Origin of the sequence: Kribbella sp. NPDC049227 (assembly GCF_043197265.1) — a bacterium.
Taxonomy (GTDB): domain Bacteria; phylum Actinomycetota; class Actinomycetes; order Propionibacteriales; family Kribbellaceae; genus Kribbella.
Genome location: NZ_JBICST010000002.1, coordinates 39,941 through 58,366, shown reverse-complemented (window position 1 = coordinate 58,366; position 18,426 = coordinate 39,941). Strand labels below are relative to the sequence as shown.

The following is an 18,426-nucleotide window of genomic DNA, read 5'->3' as shown; positions in this document are numbered from 1 at the left end:
CCGTTCTTGTTGGTCATCAGACGATGAACGAGCTCGGAGCTCCATGCCACGACACATACAGTCGCTCACGGGCGCGTGTGCAGGCCACGAACAAGAGACAGCGCTCGCGCTGCAAGTCCTGTAGGTGAGTCGCATGGTCGTCGTCTGCCGGCGTGATCGCTGATGCCGGAGGAACCTGACTGTCTGACACTCCGATGGCCGCAACGCATCGAAACTCGAGGCCCTTCATTCGATGCATCGTGCCCACCGCAACGCCGGAAGGTCTCGGACCGGGGTTCATAAGCGAATAGGCCTTGATGTCGGCGTTCCGCAACTCGGCGGTCACATCGTCGGCCACGGCGTTCGATCGCGCAGCGATCCCGATCTCGCTCGGCCTCACCCCCGCCTCCAGCCAGTGTCGCAACTTGTCGACCAGAGCGCGACGCTCCGCCGTACGATCGCCGAACCCTACAAGCTCCGGACTCTCCCCATGCGTCTCACAACGATAACCGGCGACCGAATCCATGCCGCCATCCATGTCGTCGATTGACTGATCACTCAAAATTCGCAGGCTCCAGGCGAGAATCTCAGCGGTGGTGCGGTAGTTGATGGTCAGGCGAGCCGATCTGCCGGAGACGTACACAGAGACGTCCTTGAGGCTGATGCGGTGCTGATAGATGCGCTGGTGACTGTCGCCTGCGATGAAGATGTCATCCGGTGCGACTCCGACCGCAGCACGGAGCAGTCGCCACTGATCCGGACTGAGATCTTGTGCCTCGTCGACGATCACGTGTCTGAACAGCGGATCCCCAGCAGCCAGCTGTGCCGCGGCTTCGGCCCGGACAGTTTCGTGTGTCCACATACCGGCCGCCAGCAAACCCCGCTGGAACCTCAGGACCGCCTCCCAGACGCCAGCTCGCTGCCGGCGACTGAGTGGCCGACCACGGCCGACCCGCCTCGCGGCCAGATACTCCTCCAGGTCTCCGAGCTGCTGGGCCAGGATCACCTGCCGCCACTCCTCTGAGAGGAAAGTCGCGGAGAGTGGCAATCGCAGTTCCCTTCCGATCGCTTGCCAACGCCGCAACTCGTCACGTGATGACAGCATCCGCGGCGCCCCCAGCTTTCTGCGCACGACGTGATGTGCGAGCTGATCGACATGCTGGACAGTGATCCGATCCCTAACCTGCAGATCGTCCACCAGAAGATCCAGAGTTGCCTGCAGTGTCGTCGCCAGCGTCGACGTAAAGGTCGTGACAAGCACCCGCCCAGCGCCCCGGCGAGCCAGCTCGCGTGCTCGATGCAACGCAACCACTGTCTTGCCCGTCCCGGGACCACCCGTGACCCGAGCGGGACCGCTGTAAGACGCGGTCACGAGACGACGCTGCGATGGATGGAGATACACCCTCCAGAACTCAAGCGGTCGACGGAGTACCGCAAGCAACTCCTCGGCCCCGTCGACCAAGAGCACCCGTTCCGATGTCCGCTCGACCGCCGCGATGACGTCATCGGGATCGATCGCATCCGGCTCCGGCGGTGGACCGAGTTCACTCCAGACTTCTTCGGGCGTCAGTCCCGCAGCCAGTCCGTACAGCGCCTCCCACTGATGCTGAGGGAGGAAGGTACGGGCCGCCTCGAGCTGTGCGACATCAGTCAGCACACTCGCAAACTCGCGGATTTCCTGATCCACACCGAGTTTGAGCAGGTCACCGCTCTTGATGTGCGCGAACAGACGGAGGCCCACATGGCCTGCCGCTTCCTTGAGCTGTGGGAGCGTCTTGTCGATGGCTTCGACATCTCGGATCTCAATCCGCCCAGTCACGCCGTTCACCGAGGCACGTCGGCGCTGCGCCCAGGCGTATGCGTCGTCGTGAGGTAGCACCTTCAGCAGCGTGTACGTGTCACCCTGATCGGGAGCCAGCACAATGCCCCGGTATGACTGGTCGATTCGAATTGACCTGAAGCGGTCGTCTCTGACGTTTGCAATCTTCTCCAGATGGACGCCCGCATGCGTTGCTGCCTCGAACTTCGTAAAGACATCGGTGATCCGATCCTGAACTCGTCGTTCCAGCCGAGCGAAATCACGGAGAAACTCCCTGTCGATCCCCAGCCTCGGCATCTGTACTCTCGCTCCTCCGCCTCGAATGTTCGCGTACGGCCAACCTACCGGTCTCGCACTCATCGCTGTACGCCTTGCGCGTCGGCGGAGAGTGCACCCGGTCACCGAGCCAGAACTCAGGCTGAGACCGAGCAGATTCCTCTGTTGGAAGGATTAGCCGCATCGCGCTGGGAGTGGGGTGGGGACTTGATCAGCTTAGGTCAACGGGACTGAACGTCCGTCGGATTGTGCTTGAGAGCATGGACTTCAGGTCCACCACGGGATGCGCAACCGAGGAGATCATCGCCTGGTGGTTCGCCAGGAACCGTGGCAAGACGGTGCTCGCGATCGGGGTGAACGGCGGCTTGAAGTGCGACTGGCCTGGCTCTAACCGGCGGTCGCACTGAAGATGCTCGACGAACGCACTCCCCTCGGAAGTCAGCCCACCTGTATTCGCGCTAGCGGGTTAGGTCGGCGGTGAATTGGTAGGCGTCGCCTCTGTAGTGGTTGGTGCCTGAGAGGAGGGGGGTGGTGGTGTCTTGCGCGTAGGCGATTTCGGTGGCTACCAGGATGGCGCCGTTGGTGGGGAGGTTGAGGAGTTGGGCGAGGGGGGCGTCGGCGTTTTGGGCCTGGACTGTGTAGCGGGAGTAGGAGAACTCGATGCCGTGGGTGGAGAAGAGTTCGTAGAGGGATGCGTTGGTCAGGTCGGCGGTGGGTAGCCAGGGGGCGATGGCTACCGGGATGACGAGGTCCTCGACGGTGACGGGGCGGCCGTCCATGCCGCGGAGGCGGCGGATCGATACGACGGGGGCGGTGGGGGCCAGGTGGAGACGGTGGGCCTCGTCGAGGGTGGCTGGGCGTTCGCGGTGGTCGAGGATCTGCGAGCTGGGGCGGAAGCCCAGTTCGTGAGCCATCTCCGTGAAGGACTGGAGCCGGCTCGGGGGCTCACGGAGTACGAGATCGCGTACGTACCAGCCTCGTTGGGGTGACGGCACGATCAGGCCCTCGTCGGAGGCGGCTTGGAAGCCGGCCCGGACGGTCATGCGGCTGAGGCCGGTCTCGATCGCGAACTGCCGTTCGCTCGGCAGCCGGCTGCCGCTCGGGTAGCGCCCGCGCACGATCCCCTCTTGGATCCGCTTCTTGACCCGTTCGACCGCGGGCTCTGCTGCTGTCACGGCCGTCACTATACCAGTTTTACGCCTATGTCCGCTCACATTCAGCAACTGGTTGGGACTGGCATAACTGGTTTCGGAGTCGTAGGGTGGCCGGAAGTCACGGGAACGGACGAAGGAGTCACGATGGTCACCAGGCGAACGGTGTTGAAGTCGGGAGCCGCACTCGGCCTGTTCACGCTGGCTGGTTGCGCGCCGCAGGGCACCAAGGCGAGCAGCGCCCCGACCACACCCGCCAAGTCGATCGATGTCGCCAAGGCCGGCACGGTGACGCTGTCGATGCTGGACTTCTGGGGCGGTGACTCCGCCAAGTGGGTGGCCAACGCGGTGAAGGCATACCAGCAGAAGTACCCGAACGTGACGATCAAGCGCACCTCCGTCGACTGGGGTCAGCTGACCCAGACGGCCAACCTGCGGTTGAAGGAGAAGAACCCGCCGGACATCATCACGGTCAACAACGGGTGGCAGTCCCTGGGCACGCTGTCCAAGGCCGGGCTCGTCCTCAACCTGGACGGCTACTCGAAGTCGTTCGGCTGGGACAGATTTCCGAGCACGATCCTGCGTCAGACCCAGTTCACAACTGACGGCACTGAGATGGGCTCGGGATCGTTGTTCGCCACGCCGGTCGCCAGTTCGTCGCTGATCGGCCTCTACTACAACAAGGCGGTCCTGGAGCGCGTGGGTGCCACGGTGCCCACCGACCTCGCGTCGTTCGAGGATGCCTGTACGAAGGCCAAGGCCGCGGGCGTTGTGCCGATCGGCTACGGGTCCCAGGACAAGGGGTCGTCGACGGCGATCCTGCTGGCCCTGCAGGACCTGTTCGGCGACCAGAAGAAGATCAACGACTTCGTCTACTCGACCGGGTCGGTGAAGGCCGACGAGATCGGTCTGAAGGACGCGGCGGAGCGGCTGAAGTCGTACCAGGACAAGGGCTGGCTGACGCCGAACCATGCCGGCATCCAGTTCGCCGACGCCGGCGATGCCTTCCTCAAGGGAAAGTCTGCGTTCCGCTTCGAGTACACGGGAACGTTGGCCTTCCAGAGCGCCCAGAAGCAGGAGTACGGCTACGTGCAGCTCCCGCAGGTCACGGGTGGGAAGGTCGTCGGTACGGGCGCGTCCACCGCCGTCGCGCTCGGTTCGAAGTGCAAGAACCCGGATGTCGCCGCGTCGTTCCTCGACTTCCTCGCCGGCCCACAGACCGCGCAGTACGTCGTCGAGAACGGCTTCCTGCCGCTCCTGAACGACGTCAAGGCGCCGGCGGACAACCCCGAGTTCGGTACGGAGATCACCGGTCAGCGGTCGCTGGACAAGGACAACGGCTACGTCCCGTACTTCGACTGGGCCACACCCTCGATGCTGGACACCCTTGGTGGACAGGTCCAGCAGTTGCTGGCCGGCCGGAGTACACCCGACGCACTGGTGAAGGCGGTTCAGGCCGACTACGACAAGTTCCAGGCCGCCCGATGACTGTTCAGACTTCGCGTCTGAGCGTCCGGGCCAGGCCAAGGACGCGAGCCGTCTCGAGACAGACCCGCAAGCGGCGCTGGATCGGGCTGCTCTTCCTGTCCCCCGCCCTCCTGCTGTACGGCGCGATCGTCCTCGTGCCGTTGATCCAGACGGTGAACTACTCCTTCTACAAGTGGGACGGAGTCAGCGAGCCGACCTGGATGGGACTGCAGAACTACCTGGAGTTCGGACGTGACCCGCGGATGTACGCCGCCTTCGGGCACGTACTGGTGCTCATCGTCATGTTCGGTCTGATCCCGCTCGGCCTCGGGCTGATCAGTGCCGCCCTGCTCAGCCGGGCGAAGATCCGCGGCGAGGGCATCTACCGCTGGTTCCTCTTTCTCCCGCAGGTGTTGACGAGTGTCGTCGTGGCGATCATCTGGAAGCGCATCTACGCGCCCGACGGCCCGCTGAACACTGTGTTGCGCTGGGTCGGCCTAGGGCAACTCACCCGCAACTGGCTGGGCGATTTCACCTGGGCCCTTCCGTCGCTCGGCATGATCGGGGTCTGGGGTGGCTTCGGATTCACCATGGTGCTGTTCCTGGCCGGCATCCTCGCCATTCCGGACGAGCTCTACGAGGCAGCACGGTTGGACGGATCGACACGGTGGCAGGAGTTCTGGCTCATCACGCTCCCCAGCCTGCGCGGACAAATGGCCATCGCATTGACCCTGACCATTACCGGTGCACTGCGGACCTTCGACATGGTCTACATCACCACCCAGGGCGGCCCCGGGGACGCGACGACCACCCCGGCGTTGCTCCTGTACCAGTTGGCGTTCGTCAATCCCGATGTGGGCAAGGCGTCCGCCACTGGCGTCGTACTCGCTCTTCTGTGCCTCGGGATCGCGGTCGGCATCACGCGGATGATGGAGAACAAAGACCGATGATCTCCAGGTACGAGCGTCTCTCGAACTACGTGATCGTCATCGTGCTGACAGTCGCGGTGCTCTTCCCCGTCGCCTGGTTCGTGCTGACCTCCGTCAGCCCCAACACGTCGGGTGCACTCGACCTGTCCAGGATCTCGTTGGGCAACTTCAGCGCGGCCTGGCGGGACGGGAACCTCGCGCACTCCATGTACGCGTCCCTCGTCATCACGGTGTCCGCTGTCGTCGGACAGACCCTGCTCGCGATCCTTTCCGGCTACGCGTTCGGCGTCCTCGGGGTGGTCGGCGAGCGGTTCCTGTTCCCGGTCGTTCTGCTGGGGATGATGGTCTCGACCGAGGTGATCGTGATCCCGCTGTACTACGAGTTCCAGCGCGTCGGCCTGACCAACTCCTGGCTGGGACTGGTCATCATCCAGCTCGGGATGGGGGTTCCGTTCGGGACCTACTGGATGCGGGCCACCTTCAGAGCGCTGCCTCGCTCGGTGATGGACTCGGCGGCCGTCGACGGCGCGGGCGTGTGGAGCACCTTGTGGCGCATCCTCGTCCCGATGGCCCGTCCCGCGGTCCTGACCTTGGTCATCTTGTCCTTCATGTGGACCTGGAACGACTTCTTCCTGTCCCTGATCTTCCTCGGCGATCCCGAGAAGCAGACCGCGACCGTTGCCCTGGGCGCCTTTCAGGGCCGGCATGTCCTGCAGGTGAACCTGATGGCGGCCGGCTCCCTGATCGTCTCGTTGCCGGTCGTGGCTCTGTACCTGTTCTTCCAGCGTGAGTTCATCAGCGGCGTCATGGCCGGCGCGGTCAAGGAGTGACGTGGCGACACCTATCACCGTGATGCCCTCGGCCGCCGAGATCGGCGAGGTTGTCGCGCAGCAGATTCTCGACGGCCTCGCTGCGACGGATCGGTACGTCGTCGGCTTTCCGGCCGGTCGCAGTGCGACTCCGGTGGCTGCTGCCTTGGATCGACTCGCGCATCAGGGCGGAGTCCGTGTCGACAATCTGCGGATCGTGATGATGGACGAGTACGTCACAGGACAATCCGGAGAGTGGAAGCTCCTCTCCCCGCTCACCCCGCACAGCTGCATCGGATGGGCCCGGCGAAATCTCCTGGAGCCTCTCGGCGACCTCGGCCTGAGATCGACCAGTCTCATCGCCCCCGACCCCAACGAGCCCGCTGCCTTCGAGAAGGAACTCATCGATGGAGGTGGCATCGACGTGTTCCTGCTGGCCAGCGGCCAGGGTGACGGTCACGTCGCGCTGAACGGTCCGGGTACGCCGCGGAACGCACCCACCCGCGTCGTCGAGTTGCCGGAGTCGACCCGCAGGGACAACGTGTCCACCTTCCCGAGTCTGCGGTCGCTCGACGACGTCCCGTCGTACGGCGTCACGATCGGTACCGCGGAACTCGCGGCGCTCTCGCGCTCGGTGGTGATGCTCCTGTGGGGACCGAACAAGGCGTACGCCTTCGACCGGATCCGCCGGGCCGACAGCTACGACCCGGAGTGGCCGGCGACCATCGTGCACGACTGCCACAACGCCCGCATCTACGCAGATGAACAAGCCGCACAGTCAGAACGAGAAGGGGTCTCATAGGACATGGCTCGAATCAAGATGGCCTACATCGGCGGAGGATCCTCCAGAGCGGCCGGCACCATGGCCTCGTTCCTGTGGCACGGGCCCGAGTTCGCGGGGTCCGAGGTCGTGCTGATCGACAAGGACCCGGAGCGTCTGGCGACCGTCCTCAGGATCGCCGAGAAGCTCGCGGCGGAAGGCGGTGACGGGATCACCGTCACTGCGACCACAGACCAGCGCGCTGGATTGGCCGAGGTCGACGCCGTGCTGACCAGCTACCGTCCCGGGAACTTCGCCGCCCGCGCGCTCGACGAACGCATTCCGATCAAGCACGGCGTCATCGGTCAGGAGACGCAGGGTCCTGGTGGGTTCTTCATGGCGCTGCGCTCGATCAACGACATGCGCACCATCACCGACGACCTGCAGGCAGTTGCCCCGGACGCGGTGATCTTCAACTACACCAACCCCGTGAACATCGTGTCCCAGGCAGTTGCCGACCACACGACCGTACCTATCTACTCGATGTGCGAGGGGCCGATCGTGTTCCCGCCCGTCGTGCTCAGGGCCGCCGGGCTCGACCCCGAGCGAGCCAAGGTCACCATGGCCGGCGTGAACCACAACTGCTGGAGCTACGAGCACCTGTACGACGGGGAAGACGTCATGCCGCTGCTCGACGCGGCGTGGGAACGCCGCAAGGACGACCCGACCCTGGATGCGAACTCCAAGCGGGCACTGCACCTCGCCGTGGTCATGCGGTCCATTCCGTCGGACTACTTCAACTACTACTACTTCCGGAACGAGGTGTTCAGGGATCAGCAGGCCGCGCCGAGGACCCGGTCGGAAGTGATCATGGACGCGGTTCCGGGGTACTGGGATCACTACCGCGAACAGGCTGAGTCCAGCCATCCCCACCTCGACCCGGCCCGGTCGCGGGGCGGGATCCACGAACTCGAACTGGCCATCGACGTGATGAGTGCCTACTACAACGACACGGGTGCGCGGCTGCCCGTCAACCTTCCGAATGTCGACAATGCACTGCCGGGCTTCGACGCGGAGACCGTCGTCGAGGTCTACTGCACTGTGGATCGCAAGGGTTGCCACATCGAGCCGCAGCAGCCGCTGCCACTCGCCGTCCGCGGCATCACGCGTCAACTCGCCGACTACCAGATGCTGGCCGCCAAGGCTGCCTGGGAAGGCACCCGGGCCGATGCGATCCGCGCACTGGTCGCGAACCCGCTGGTGCCCGACCTGTCCGTAGCCGAGAACCTGTACGACGAGATGGCCGCGGCGCATGCGGCGTACCTGCCGGAAAGACTTCTTCAGTGAGTGATGTCTTTCTCGCTGTCGATGCCGGGAACACCAAGACCTGGGCGGGGTTGACGACGGCCGATGGTGACCTCGTCGGCCTGGCCCGTGGCGGCGTCGGCGACATCTACGCGCCGGCCGGGGCCGAGGCGGCGAAGGCTGTCGTCCTTGGCCTGGTCGACGACGTACTCGAGTCGGCAGGACTCCGGGCATCCGACATCAAGCACGCGGCGTTCCGGTTGGCGGGTGTCGATTGGCCGGGTGACGAACGATTCTGGAGTGCGACTCTAGAGCCACGCTTCAGTGACCTCAGCATCAAGAACGACGGGTTCGCCCTGATCCGGTGCGGGCGGCTCGATGGGCAGGGGATCTCCGTCGTACTGGGTACTGGCGCCGCGCTGGCGGGCAGAGGTCCGGTGAAAGAGTGGGCGCTGTCGTGGTGGCTGCAGCATCCGCTCGGCGGCGCCGGCCTGGTCGGCGAGGCGCTGAGAGCTGTGTATCTGGCGGAGCTCGGGCTGGGCGAGTCGACGAAGCTCACCGCCGTACTGCCTGCGTTGTTCGGTGCCTCGACGCCGGAGGAGATGCTCGAGCTGACCACCAAGCGGGACAACACGTTCAACTTCGCGACGTTGGCGGCGCATGCTCCGTCGGTCCTGGCGCTGATCGACGACGATCCCGTAGTGGCGGAACTGGTGGACACGCAGGCGTCGCGCCTCGCCGACTACATCGTCAGCCTGGCCAGCAGTTGCGGACTCGACGAGCCCGTGACTGTCGTTGCCGGCGGCGGCCTCCTCCGGGAGCCGGGCGCGCCCGTGTTCGCGGCGCTCCGTCGTACCTGCGAGAGTCGCGAGCTCAACCTCGACCTCCAGCACACGCAGGACCCCGCGCTCGTGGGCGCACTTCTGGACGCGTTGGCTGAAGGTGGGGCTCAGCCGACCGACGCGGTGAGGAGCAGGTTGTCGGAGGCGACGCGCGCCCACGGGTGACTCAGAAGCTCTGGTGATGGGACTGAGCTGATTCTTTTGTTGGAAGTCTTAGCGGGCGCGCGGGAGGGTGGAGGCATGGACTTTACTCAGCTTGGACGTACGGGACTGAACGTCAGTCGAATCGTGTTGGGGACCATGAACTTCGGGCCTCACACCGAGGTGGCGGATGCGCACGCGATCATGGACGCGGCGCACGAGAAGGGGATCAACTTCTTCGACACCGCCAACGGGTACGGGCGGGCGATCTACCCGGGGCGGACCGAAGAGATCATCGGTGAGTGGTTCGCCAAGGACCCGGGGAACCGGCACAAGACGGTGCTGGCGACCAAGGTCTACGGAGACATGGGCGACGGGTGGCCCAACGAGGGGAAGCTGTCGGCGCTGAACATCCGGCGGGCGCTGGACGCGTCGCTGAAGCGGCTGCAGACCGACTACGTGGATCTGTACCAGTTCCACCACGTGGACCGGAACACCCCGTGGGACGAGATCTGGCAGGCGATCGAGGTCGCCATCCAGCAGGGCAAGATCCTGTACGCCGGGTCCTCCAACTTCGCGGGATGGCACATCGCGCAGGCTCAGGAAGCGGCGGCGCGGCGCAACTACGTCGGCCTGGTCAGCGAGCAGTCGATCTACAACCTGCTCGTGCGTGACGTCGAGCGCGAGGTGCTGCCGGCGGCGCAGGAGTACGGCCTCGGCGTGATCCCGTGGTCGCCGCTGCAGGGCGGTCTGCTCGGCGGCGTCATCCGCAAGGAGAACGAGGGCGTACGTCGTCTCGAGGGTCGCGCCAAGGAGACCCTGGAGAGGCTGCGGCCGCAGATCGAGCAGTACGAGGCCTTCGCCGACGAGCTCGGCCACGAGCCGGGCGAGGTCGCACTCGCGTGGCTGCTGCACCAGCCCGCCGTCACCGGCCCGATCGTCGGACCGCGCACGATGGAGCAGCTCGAGTCCGCCGTACGCGCCGTCGACGTCAAACTCGACGAGAAGGCCCTGGCCCGCCTCGACGAAATCTTCCCGGGCTACAAGACCGCCCCGGAAGACTACGCCTGGTAACCCGCACCCGGCCTGCCTCTCGTGGGCAGACCCACCTGCCTCTGGTGGGCAGACCCACCGCAACAGTCGGCCGCCGTACTCCAGGTACGGCGGCCGTCCGCGGACGAGGTCTGATGGGTTGACCCAGCAGATTGTGGGTTCACCCACGGCAGGCGACTGGCCAACCCACAGTCCCGTGGGTCGGCCCACCAGCGGGGAGCCGGGGTGGCGGGGTGGGGCGGAGGACCGGGCGTACGGCGTGGGCGGTTAGTTGTGGACGGCTGTGGTGGGGAGCATGCCTATCAGGGCGTCGGCGGCGAGGGAGGCGGCGGGGCTGGTGGGCATGGCTACTGAGACTTGCCAGTCGGCGGCGCTGCCGGGAGTGAGGGGGACGGTGATGTGGTCGCCTCGTTTGGCGGCGATGCGTTCGGGGACCAGGGCTACCCCGAGGTTGTGGGCGACCAGGGCGAGGAGCGTGTGTACGTCGTTCACCTCGATGGTCACCGGGTGCGCGACGCCCGCGCTGGCGAAGGCGCGATCGGAGATGGCGCGGGCTCCCCAGGTCGGGTCGAAGTCGACGAACGACTCCCCCACCAGATCGTCCAGGGACACCGCGGTCGCCGGAGCCAGCCGGTGGTCGGGGGCGCAAACGAGGACCATCGACTCGGTCGACAGCGGGCGGAGGTCGAGGCCGTCGACCGGGTCGCCGGCGGTGGCGACGAACGCGATGTCGAGCCGGCCGGAGGCGAGTTCGTCGAGCATCGGGGTGGAGCCGCCCTGGCGGACCTCGATCTCGACGCCCGGGTACGCGGAGCGGAACTTGGCCAGCAGAGCCGGTACGTCGACGACCCCGAGGCACTGCTCGAGCCCGACGGTCAGGTGACCGCGGAGCAGCCCCTGGACCGCGGCGACCGCGTCCTTGGCGGCCTCGGCGGCGGCGAGCGTACGGCGGCCTTCGCACAGGAGGGCACGCCCGGCCTCGGTGAGCTCGACGCTGCGGGTGTTGCGGAGGAAGAGCGGAGCGCGAAGCTCGCGCTCGAGCGCACGGATGGAGGCGGACAGGCCGGACTGCGAGATCGACATCGCCTCGGCCGCGCGGGTGAAGTGCTTCTGCTCGGCCACCGCCACGAAGTGTTCCAAGTGCCTCAGCTCCATGACTCAGAAGTCTAGTCGATCGAACCAACGCGATTCACCTGTCCCAACTCTCAGGACAGTGCGCAGGTGGGATCGAGGTGCCCGGGCCGGGGTCGCTAGGGTGTGTCTATGGCGGATGAGGAGTTTCGGGTTGAGGTCGTGCTCGGGAGCGAGGAGCACGGGTTGACGTTGTGGGAGCGGTTCCGGGCGCACAATCTGGACGACGACGCGCGGAAGCGGCTCGGCAGTCAGGTGACGGTGACTCGTGACGGGAACCGGATGCTGCTGTACACGCACACGCTCGAGGACGCCCAGGAGGCCGAGCGGGCCGCCAAGGATCTCGTTGCCCACGACAACCTCATCGCCGAGTACACGGTGACGCGGTGGAATCCGGCCGAGCAGGACTGGACCGATCCGAGCGTCCCGGTCGGCGAGCACGACGCGGCCACTGACGCCGCGAAGAACAAGGGTATGGAGGTGCCGGATCCCCGGTACGTCGTGGTGCAGGCGTACAAGCCGGAGTTCCTCCGCGACCTCGGGCTGTAGAACAGCTACGGGGTCCCGTGGCCGACCCACCCGAGCAGTCGCAGCTCCGGCTCGTGACGAGGACCGAGGTGGCCGCCGTCGACCTTGATCAGTTCGGCGGCGGGCAACCGGCGTACGAGCCACTCCCCGTGCGCGACGGGGACCGTGGTGTCGTCGCGCGCGACCATGACCTGTGTCGAGGCCCGCACGTCCTCGAGGGCGAACCCCCACTCGTCGACCATGCTCAGAGAGTCGTCGATGTACCCCGCCGAGCCTTGCCGTCCGGCTTCGTACGACGCTTCCAGCACGATCGAGCGGTAGTCGGCCGGTACGCCTGGCACGCCAACCTCCAGCCAGGCCCGGAAGTCGCGCCATCTGGGTTCGAGCGCAGCGGCTCCGTCGACGGCCAGCTGCCATTCCCGCCACTCGTCCTCGGCCATGCCCGCAGCGAAGTCGAGCCCGTCGGCTGAGAACGGTGCAGGCCCGGCAACAACGCCACACCGCATCACTCGATCCGGGAGCAGAGCAGTCGCTGCCAACGCGCCCGGCCCGCCACCGGACACCCCCGCGACCCCGAACAGGTCCAGGTCAAGAGCATCCGCAATCGCACGTACGTCGTCCGCCACGTCAGCAGCCCGGCGACCCGGCACCCGCGTGGACAGCCCGTAGCCCGGCCGATCGTAGGTCACGACGCGAAGCCGATGATCCAGATAGCTGTCGCCAGGATGCCGAAGAAACCGGCTCCCCGGTGTCCCGTGCAGCCAGAACACCGGAGCACCCTCGGGATCACCCCACACGCACACCTCGAGCTTTCGACCGTCCGGCGCGCTCACCGTCTGCCCAGCCATACGCCCCTCCCCTCGTCACGAGAGTAGTTCGAAATTCACCAGCCAGGGAGATAGCCGGTCTCCTCGCGGATTCGCGTCGCGGCCGCAGCGTGGATGGCGGCCTCGTCGTCCCGGCCCAGAGCGGTATCGCAGCGAGCGAGCAGATCGTGGGCGTGGTAGGTGCCGACGCAGTACTCGACGGCCTCGAGTTCGATGAGAGCCGCGGAGGCCAGTTCGTGGGCGAGCGCCGTACGTCCCTCGCGGAAGGTGCATTCGGCCAGCCAGTAGTGGACGTCGGCGAGGATCGTGCCGTAGCCCGACTTGCCGGCCGCGGTGTCGACCTGTTCGAAGGACGAGCGGGCCGCCGCGTAGTCGGCGTCGTGCAGGTGGATCTCGCCGATCACGAGCCGGCTGAAGCATTCGTGGTAGTTGGAGGAGACCTCGAGGCTGTCCCCGAGCGCGTCCGACGCGTGCTGGAGCGCCGTCGCGTGGTCGTGCAGCCGCCGGTGGAACTCGGCCAGCTGGAGCTTCCACGCGATCAGGTCCAGGCGGCTGCCGTGCGGCGGCGAGGCCAGGTCGGCCGCCGCTTCGTCGTACCTGCCGAGATCGAGGTACGCCGCCGCCCGGTTGACCCGCACCACCGGGGAGTCGCCGGCCGCGGTCAGGGCCAGGCACTCGGTCGCGCACTCGATGGTGTCCCGGAACCGCCCGAGATGCAGATAGTTGAGGGACTGATTCAGCAACGCTGTCGGCAGGCGATCGACCTCACCGATGGAACGGAACAGCTCGATCCCGGCCGCGAGCAGTTCCGCGGACTTCCGCAACTGGCCCTGATCGTTGGAGGCGAGACCGAGGTTGCACAGCAACGCCGCCTCGCCGAGGACGAACCCACCCGATCGGTACAGCTCGATCGCCTTCTCACCGTGCACGGTCGCGCTCTCGGCGTCGCCGGTGATCCGCGCCAGCACTCCGAGGGCGTGCTCCATCGCGCCACGAGCCAGTGGGGCTTGCGGCGCGGACGTGACGCCGAGCTCGACCAGCTTGCGCCACAGGTCGGTCAGGCTGTGCTGGTAGACATACGGCCGCAGGATGTCGGCGAGCAGCCAGGCCGTGTCGGACGGCCCCACGACGAGAGCGCGCGTGGCGACGGCCTCGATGTTCACGAGCTCGGACTCGAGCCAGTCCGTCGGATCGTCGACCGGCACCCGCTGGTACGACGTGACCGGCAACCGGACCGCAGCCGGTGACAACACGTGCACCGCGAAGTCTGCCGTCCCGATGTACCAAGCACACAAGGCGTTCCAGGCCTCGAGCTCCGGAGTCGCCAGGTGGACGCCGTACTCCTTGACGAGGTCGTGCATGACGTAGCGGCGGCGACCGACCGGCTGGAGCAGGCCGGCGGATTCCAGGCGGGTCAGGACGACGGCGTACTGGGGACCGATGAGGGCTTCGGCGGCGCCTTCGCCGAATTCGGGACCGGGGAAGAGCGACAGGAGACGGAAACCGCGTTGGATGGCGGGGTCCAAGAGGTCGTACGACGTGGTGAACGCGGCGCTGACCGCGGTGTCATCGTCGATGGTGAGGAGCGAGAGTGTGCCGGCGGCACGCATGCGGGAGACGAGGCCGGGCACGGATCCGTGGGTCGCGACGGCGCCCGCGATGCGGAGGGCGAGCGGCAGACCGGCGCACATCGAGACGAGTTCGGCAACCGCGTCCTGCAGATCGTCGTCGGCGGCGTCAGCGTCGGGACGGCCGAGGAGCGAGGTGACGAGGGACGCGCCGTCGTCGGGCGCCAACGTGGCGACGCTGAGGCTGGTCGCGCCTTCGAGGGCGACCAGGCCGCCGAGCGTACTGCGACTGGTGATGAGTACTGCGCTGCCCGGCGTACCGGGCAGCAGCGGGCGAACCTGAGTGGCGTCGCGGGCGTCGTCGAGGACGAGGAGGACGCGGCGGCCGGCGAGACGGGCGCGGAACGCCGCGGCGCGAGCGTCGAGATCGTCAGGAATCGCCCTCGGATCGTCGCCGGAGGATCGCAGCAAGTCGACGAGTACGTCGTCCGGCCGGCGCGGCTGATCCGACGCCCCACGCAACCGCACGAACCACAACCCGTCGGTGAAGGACGACGCCAACTGATGCGCGACCCGGACCGCGAGCGCGGTCTTGCCGACGCCTGGGGTGCCGGTCAGTACGACGATCGGAACGCCGCTGGTCTGAGCCGCGAGCTTCACGACCTCGTCGACGAGGTCGTCGCGGCCGACGAGGCTGCGGATGTCGAGCGGGAGCTGGTTCTGCCGGCTCCACTCCCCCGGCGCCTCCGATGGAGGCGACGGCGCATCGAGGGTCGAAGTCAGGATCGACTGCCGGAGTTCGCGCAGCTCGTCGCCCGGGTCGAGGCCGAACTGGTCCACGAGCCGGGCCGCGATCTCGTCGTACGCCGCCAACGCCTCGGCCTGCCGTCCGCAGCGGTAGAGCGCGATCATCAGCTGCGCGCTGAACCGTTCGCGCAGCGGCTCCCTGGCGCTCGACGCCCGCAGCTCGGGCAGCAGATCGGTGTGGTCGCCCTGCGCCAATCGCGCGTCGTAGTACTGCTCGAGCGCGGTCAGCCGCTCCTCGACGAGTCCGACGGCGTAGTGGTGCTCGACCGCGAGCGGATCACCCCGCCACTGGTCCAGCGCTCGCTGGAGGTGCTCGACCGTCCGGGCCGGCTCCTCGGCGGCCTTCGCGAGATAGGAGCGGAAGGCAACGAGATCGGCGGCCTCGGCGTCCAGCAGGTACCCGCCGGGACGGGTCTGCAGGACGTCCGCGCCGACGATGGCGCGCAACCGGCGTACGTAGGTGTGGATCGAGGAGGTCGGGTTCGCGGGCAGGGTCTCGTCGGCCCACAGCCGGTCGATCAGCTCGCCGACCGGGACGACCCGATGCGGCCGCAGCAGCAAGGTGGTGAGGAGCGTGCAGAGCCGCGGCGCAGGCGTCGGGACCGGGCGACCGTCGACGACGATCTCGAGCGGACCGAGGATGCGGAACTCCATCGGCCTAGTGTCCCGTAAGCGATGTGGCTTGGCGCTATCGGGACACTAGGCTGTCAGCATGCGGATCGAGCTGCGGCCTGTGGATGAAGGCGATCTTGACCTGTTCCGGCGATTCGCGGTGGAGCCGTGGCTGATCGGGCTCGACTGGACCGGGTTCCGCGACGCGCAGGCGTCGGCACGGCGGTACGCCGAGGACGGATTCCTCGGCACGGACGACGGGCGGCTGATGGTCCGCGCGGACGACGAGACCGCCGGGTTGGTGAGCTGGCGATCGGGGTCGTTCGAGGGCAGGACGAAGTACTGGGAGATCGGGATCGCTTTGTTGCCCGAGCACCGCGGTCGTGGGATCGGATGGCGAGCGCAGGCGATCCTGACCGACTACCTGTTCTTCCACACGCCGGTGATGCGCATCCAAGCGGCGACGCATCCGGAGAACGTGGCTGAGCAGAAGTCCTTGGAAAAGGCGGGTTTCCGGCTCGAGGGCGTGATCCGCGCGTGCGAGTTCAGGGCTGGAAAGTACCAGGACGGGTACTTGTACAGCAGGTTGCGGGACGACCCGGGACCGGTGGTCGACAACAGTTCGGTGACGGCCCCGGCGGACCGTCCGGTCGGCGGACCCTCGGCGTATTAGCGTTTCCGGCGTTGCGTTGCCGCTTCGAGCGGCGTGGTTCTGCGACTCTGAACAGTGCTGAGGGAGAGGGGAATCATGTCGCGTCGACGTGGTCTGGTGGCCGGTGCGGTCGTTCTGACGTTCGTACTCGTCGGGTGTTCCGACGTGGCCGCGAGCGAAACCAGCCCGTCCGACACGCCGTCCTCCGCCACCAGTACGTCCAGTACGCCGAGCACGACGCCTTCCGCCACACCGACTCCGACGCCGACGGTCAAGCCCACGCCGAAGCCGAAGAAGGTGAAGCAGAAGCCGCAGTACTACGCGCTGCGGGTGGAGAAGCAGCTCGACAAGCTCGGGTACCCGGTGGGCGACGTCGACGGCGACATCACCGCGCGCGCCAAGCAAGCACTGTGCGCGTGGCGTGAGACCCACGGGCTGCCGGTCAACCGCGCCGGGCTCAACCTGACCGACGCGTACTCGGTGCTCAACGCAACCAAGGCCCCGGTGCCGACGCGTGCCCCCGGCATCTATGTCAACAAGACCTGCCAGGTCCTGTACCAGATCGTCGGGAAGACCTACAAGCGGATCGTCTGGGTGTCGACCGGCGGCCCCGGCTACGAGACCCCGAACCGCACCGGCAAGGTCTGGCGCAAATGGGCCGGCGCGCACGAGAGCAGCCTGTACGACGACGCGTACATGTACGACTCCCTCTACTTCCTCCGCGACCGCCCCGGCATCGCCCTGCACGGCTCCCGCGTCAACTCCCTGGTCAAGCCCTACCCCGCCAGCCACCGCTGCGTCCGAGTCCTCCGCCCCGAAATCCACCAGATCTTCCAAGAAACCCCCATCGGCACCAAGGTCCAGGTCTACGGCGAGTACTAGCTAGGAGTGCCTCGGGAGGCGTTCGACGTGGGGGCGGGGGGTGCCGTCGTAGAGGTTCGGGGGGAGGCCGGTGAGGAGTTCGGGGAGGTGGAAGGACTGGAAGAGGGTCAGGTCGAAGAAGGCGACGGCGTGGACGATACCGGCCGCGGTGAGGGCCAGGACCTGGATCTGGAAGGCTCGGTGGACGTTGTCGTTCGGGTCTCGCATGTAGACGGCGAAGGCGGGTTGGTGGTTGGCCTGGATCGGGACCATCAACTGGTCGCCAGGCCCCTTCGCCGGGCAGTGGGTGGAGATGAGGCGGCCGATGTTGCGCGGACCGCGGAACCATGAGGTGAACGGCGGCATCTCCCAGACCGCGTCGTCCGCGAAGAACGTGACGATCGCAGGTACGTCGTACTGCTCGAACGCCTCGCGGTAGCGAGCCAGCAGAGCGTCGTCGGTCACCGACGACATCGGAGCGTGGAGCCGCGGGAGCTCGACCGGGCCGAGCAGGTCGGTGACCTGGCTGAGCGGCCAGCCTTCCAGGTTGTGCAGCAGCGCGGCCGCTCGTTGGCGGGCGGGGAGGTGCTGGAGCGCGGCGATGTAGCCGAGGTCGATCGGGTGGTCGTCGGCGAGGTCGCTCGGGATGGGTTCGAGCCAGAGGACTTCGGAGCGTTGGTGCAGCTCGCCTGCCGGGTCGTCGCTCGCGGCGGCGAGGTCGGTGGGGAGCGGGCGGCTACCCGCTCGGGTCAGGCACTCGCGGGTGGCGCGTTCGTACGACCCCCGCGCGGACTCGGCGATCTCGACGGCCTCGGTGATGGAGGCGAGCATCCGGTAGCAGTGCGAGACCAGCCCGCGCTGCTGTGCGTCGGCGCCGGTTCTCGCTCCGCTGTAGCCGTCCATCAGACC

16 protein-coding genes are annotated in these 18,426 nt (G+C 66.9%); 10 read left to right on the top strand and 6 right to left on the bottom strand.

The window, feature by feature from the left end; all coding sequences use genetic code 11:
- Positions 1–16: 16 nt before the first annotated feature.
- Positions 17–2,095 (bottom strand): UvrD-helicase domain-containing protein, encoded by a 2,079-nt coding sequence (locus ACGFH6_RS07030; RefSeq protein WP_393381245.1) that lies wholly within the window; start codon positions 2,093–2,095, stop codon positions 17–19.
- A gap of 437 nt (positions 2,096–2,532) precedes the next feature.
- Entirely contained in the window at positions 2,533–3,249 is a 717-nt protein-coding gene (locus ACGFH6_RS07025) for a GntR family transcriptional regulator (RefSeq protein ID WP_393381243.1), read from the bottom strand.
- A gap of 123 nt (positions 3,250–3,372) precedes the next feature.
- Here ACGFH6_RS07025 and ACGFH6_RS07020 point away from each other — a divergent pair, with 123 nt between their 5' ends.
- From ACGFH6_RS07020 to ACGFH6_RS06990, 7 genes are all read left to right on the top strand, one after another.
- A complete protein-coding gene (locus ACGFH6_RS07020) occupies positions 3,373–4,713 on the top strand; it encodes an ABC transporter substrate-binding protein (RefSeq protein ID WP_393381241.1) in 1,341 nt (446 codons plus the stop codon).
- On the top strand, positions 4,710–5,642 hold the full coding sequence (locus ACGFH6_RS07015; RefSeq protein ID WP_393381240.1) for a carbohydrate ABC transporter permease: 933 nt from the start codon (positions 4,710–4,712) through the stop codon (positions 5,640–5,642). Before ACGFH6_RS07020 ends, ACGFH6_RS07015 begins: the two co-directional genes overlap by 4 nt.
- Positions 5,639–6,451, top strand: coding sequence for a carbohydrate ABC transporter permease (locus ACGFH6_RS07010; protein ID WP_393381238.1), 813 nt, complete (start codon positions 5,639–5,641; stop codon positions 6,449–6,451). The genes ACGFH6_RS07015 and ACGFH6_RS07010 overlap by 4 nt, the downstream gene beginning before the upstream one ends.
- Before the next feature lies 1 nt (position 6,452).
- Entirely contained in the window at positions 6,453–7,232 is a 780-nt protein-coding gene (locus ACGFH6_RS07005) for a 6-phosphogluconolactonase (RefSeq protein WP_393381237.1), read from the top strand.
- A 3-nt stretch (positions 7,233–7,235) separates the two neighbouring features.
- Complete coding sequence (locus ACGFH6_RS07000) at positions 7,236–8,537, top strand: glycoside hydrolase (protein WP_393381235.1); 1,302 nt, start codon at positions 7,236–7,238, stop codon at positions 8,535–8,537.
- Complete coding sequence (locus ACGFH6_RS06995) at positions 8,534–9,502, top strand: BadF/BadG/BcrA/BcrD ATPase family protein (RefSeq protein ID WP_393381233.1); 969 nt, start codon at positions 8,534–8,536, stop codon at positions 9,500–9,502. Before ACGFH6_RS07000 ends, ACGFH6_RS06995 begins: the two co-directional genes overlap by 4 nt.
- A 75-nt stretch (positions 9,503–9,577) precedes the next feature.
- Positions 9,578–10,552, top strand: a complete 975-nt coding sequence (locus tag ACGFH6_RS06990) for an aldo/keto reductase (RefSeq protein WP_393381232.1) — start codon at positions 9,578–9,580, stop codon at positions 10,550–10,552.
- A 246-nt stretch (positions 10,553–10,798) separates the two neighbouring features.
- Here the strand turns inward: ACGFH6_RS06990 and ACGFH6_RS06985 are convergent, their stop codons facing one another.
- Positions 10,799–11,686, bottom strand: coding sequence for a LysR family transcriptional regulator (locus tag ACGFH6_RS06985; RefSeq protein WP_393381230.1), 888 nt, complete (start codon positions 11,684–11,686; stop codon positions 10,799–10,801).
- 108 nt (positions 11,687–11,794) lie between these two features.
- Here ACGFH6_RS06985 and ACGFH6_RS06980 point away from each other — a divergent pair, with 108 nt between their 5' ends.
- Positions 11,795–12,211, top strand: coding sequence for a hypothetical protein (locus ACGFH6_RS06980; protein WP_393381229.1), 417 nt, complete (start codon positions 11,795–11,797; stop codon positions 12,209–12,211).
- Positions 12,212–12,216: 5 nt separating this feature from the next.
- Here the strand turns inward: ACGFH6_RS06980 and ACGFH6_RS06975 are convergent, their stop codons facing one another.
- Both ACGFH6_RS06975 and ACGFH6_RS06970 read right to left on the bottom strand, forming a co-directional pair.
- Positions 12,217–13,038 (bottom strand): alpha/beta fold hydrolase, encoded by an 822-nt coding sequence (locus tag ACGFH6_RS06975; RefSeq protein ID WP_393381227.1) that lies wholly within the window; start codon positions 13,036–13,038, stop codon positions 12,217–12,219.
- Positions 13,039–13,073: 35 nt separating this feature from the next.
- Positions 13,074–16,046: a BTAD domain-containing putative transcriptional regulator gene (locus ACGFH6_RS06970; protein WP_393381225.1), complete on the bottom strand. Its 2,973-nt coding sequence runs from the start codon at positions 16,044–16,046 to the stop codon at positions 13,074–13,076.
- Between the two features lie 58 nt (positions 16,047–16,104).
- On the opposite strand from ACGFH6_RS06970, the gene ACGFH6_RS06965 reads away from it, so the two are divergent.
- Entirely contained in the window at positions 16,105–16,677 is a 573-nt protein-coding gene (locus tag ACGFH6_RS06965; RefSeq protein ID WP_393381223.1) for a GNAT family N-acetyltransferase, read from the top strand.
- Positions 16,678–16,752: 75 nt separating this feature from the next.
- Positions 16,753–17,538, top strand: a complete 786-nt coding sequence (locus ACGFH6_RS06960) for a L,D-transpeptidase family protein (protein ID WP_393381222.1) — start codon at positions 16,753–16,755, stop codon at positions 17,536–17,538.
- On the opposite strand, the gene ACGFH6_RS06955 is transcribed toward ACGFH6_RS06960, so the two are convergent.
- The gene (locus ACGFH6_RS06955) at positions 17,539–18,420 is read right to left on the bottom strand and encodes a nuclear transport factor 2 family protein (RefSeq protein ID WP_393381220.1); all 882 of its coding nucleotides are present in this window, start codon (positions 18,418–18,420) and stop codon (positions 17,539–17,541) included.
- Positions 18,421–18,426 lie beyond the last annotated feature (6 nt).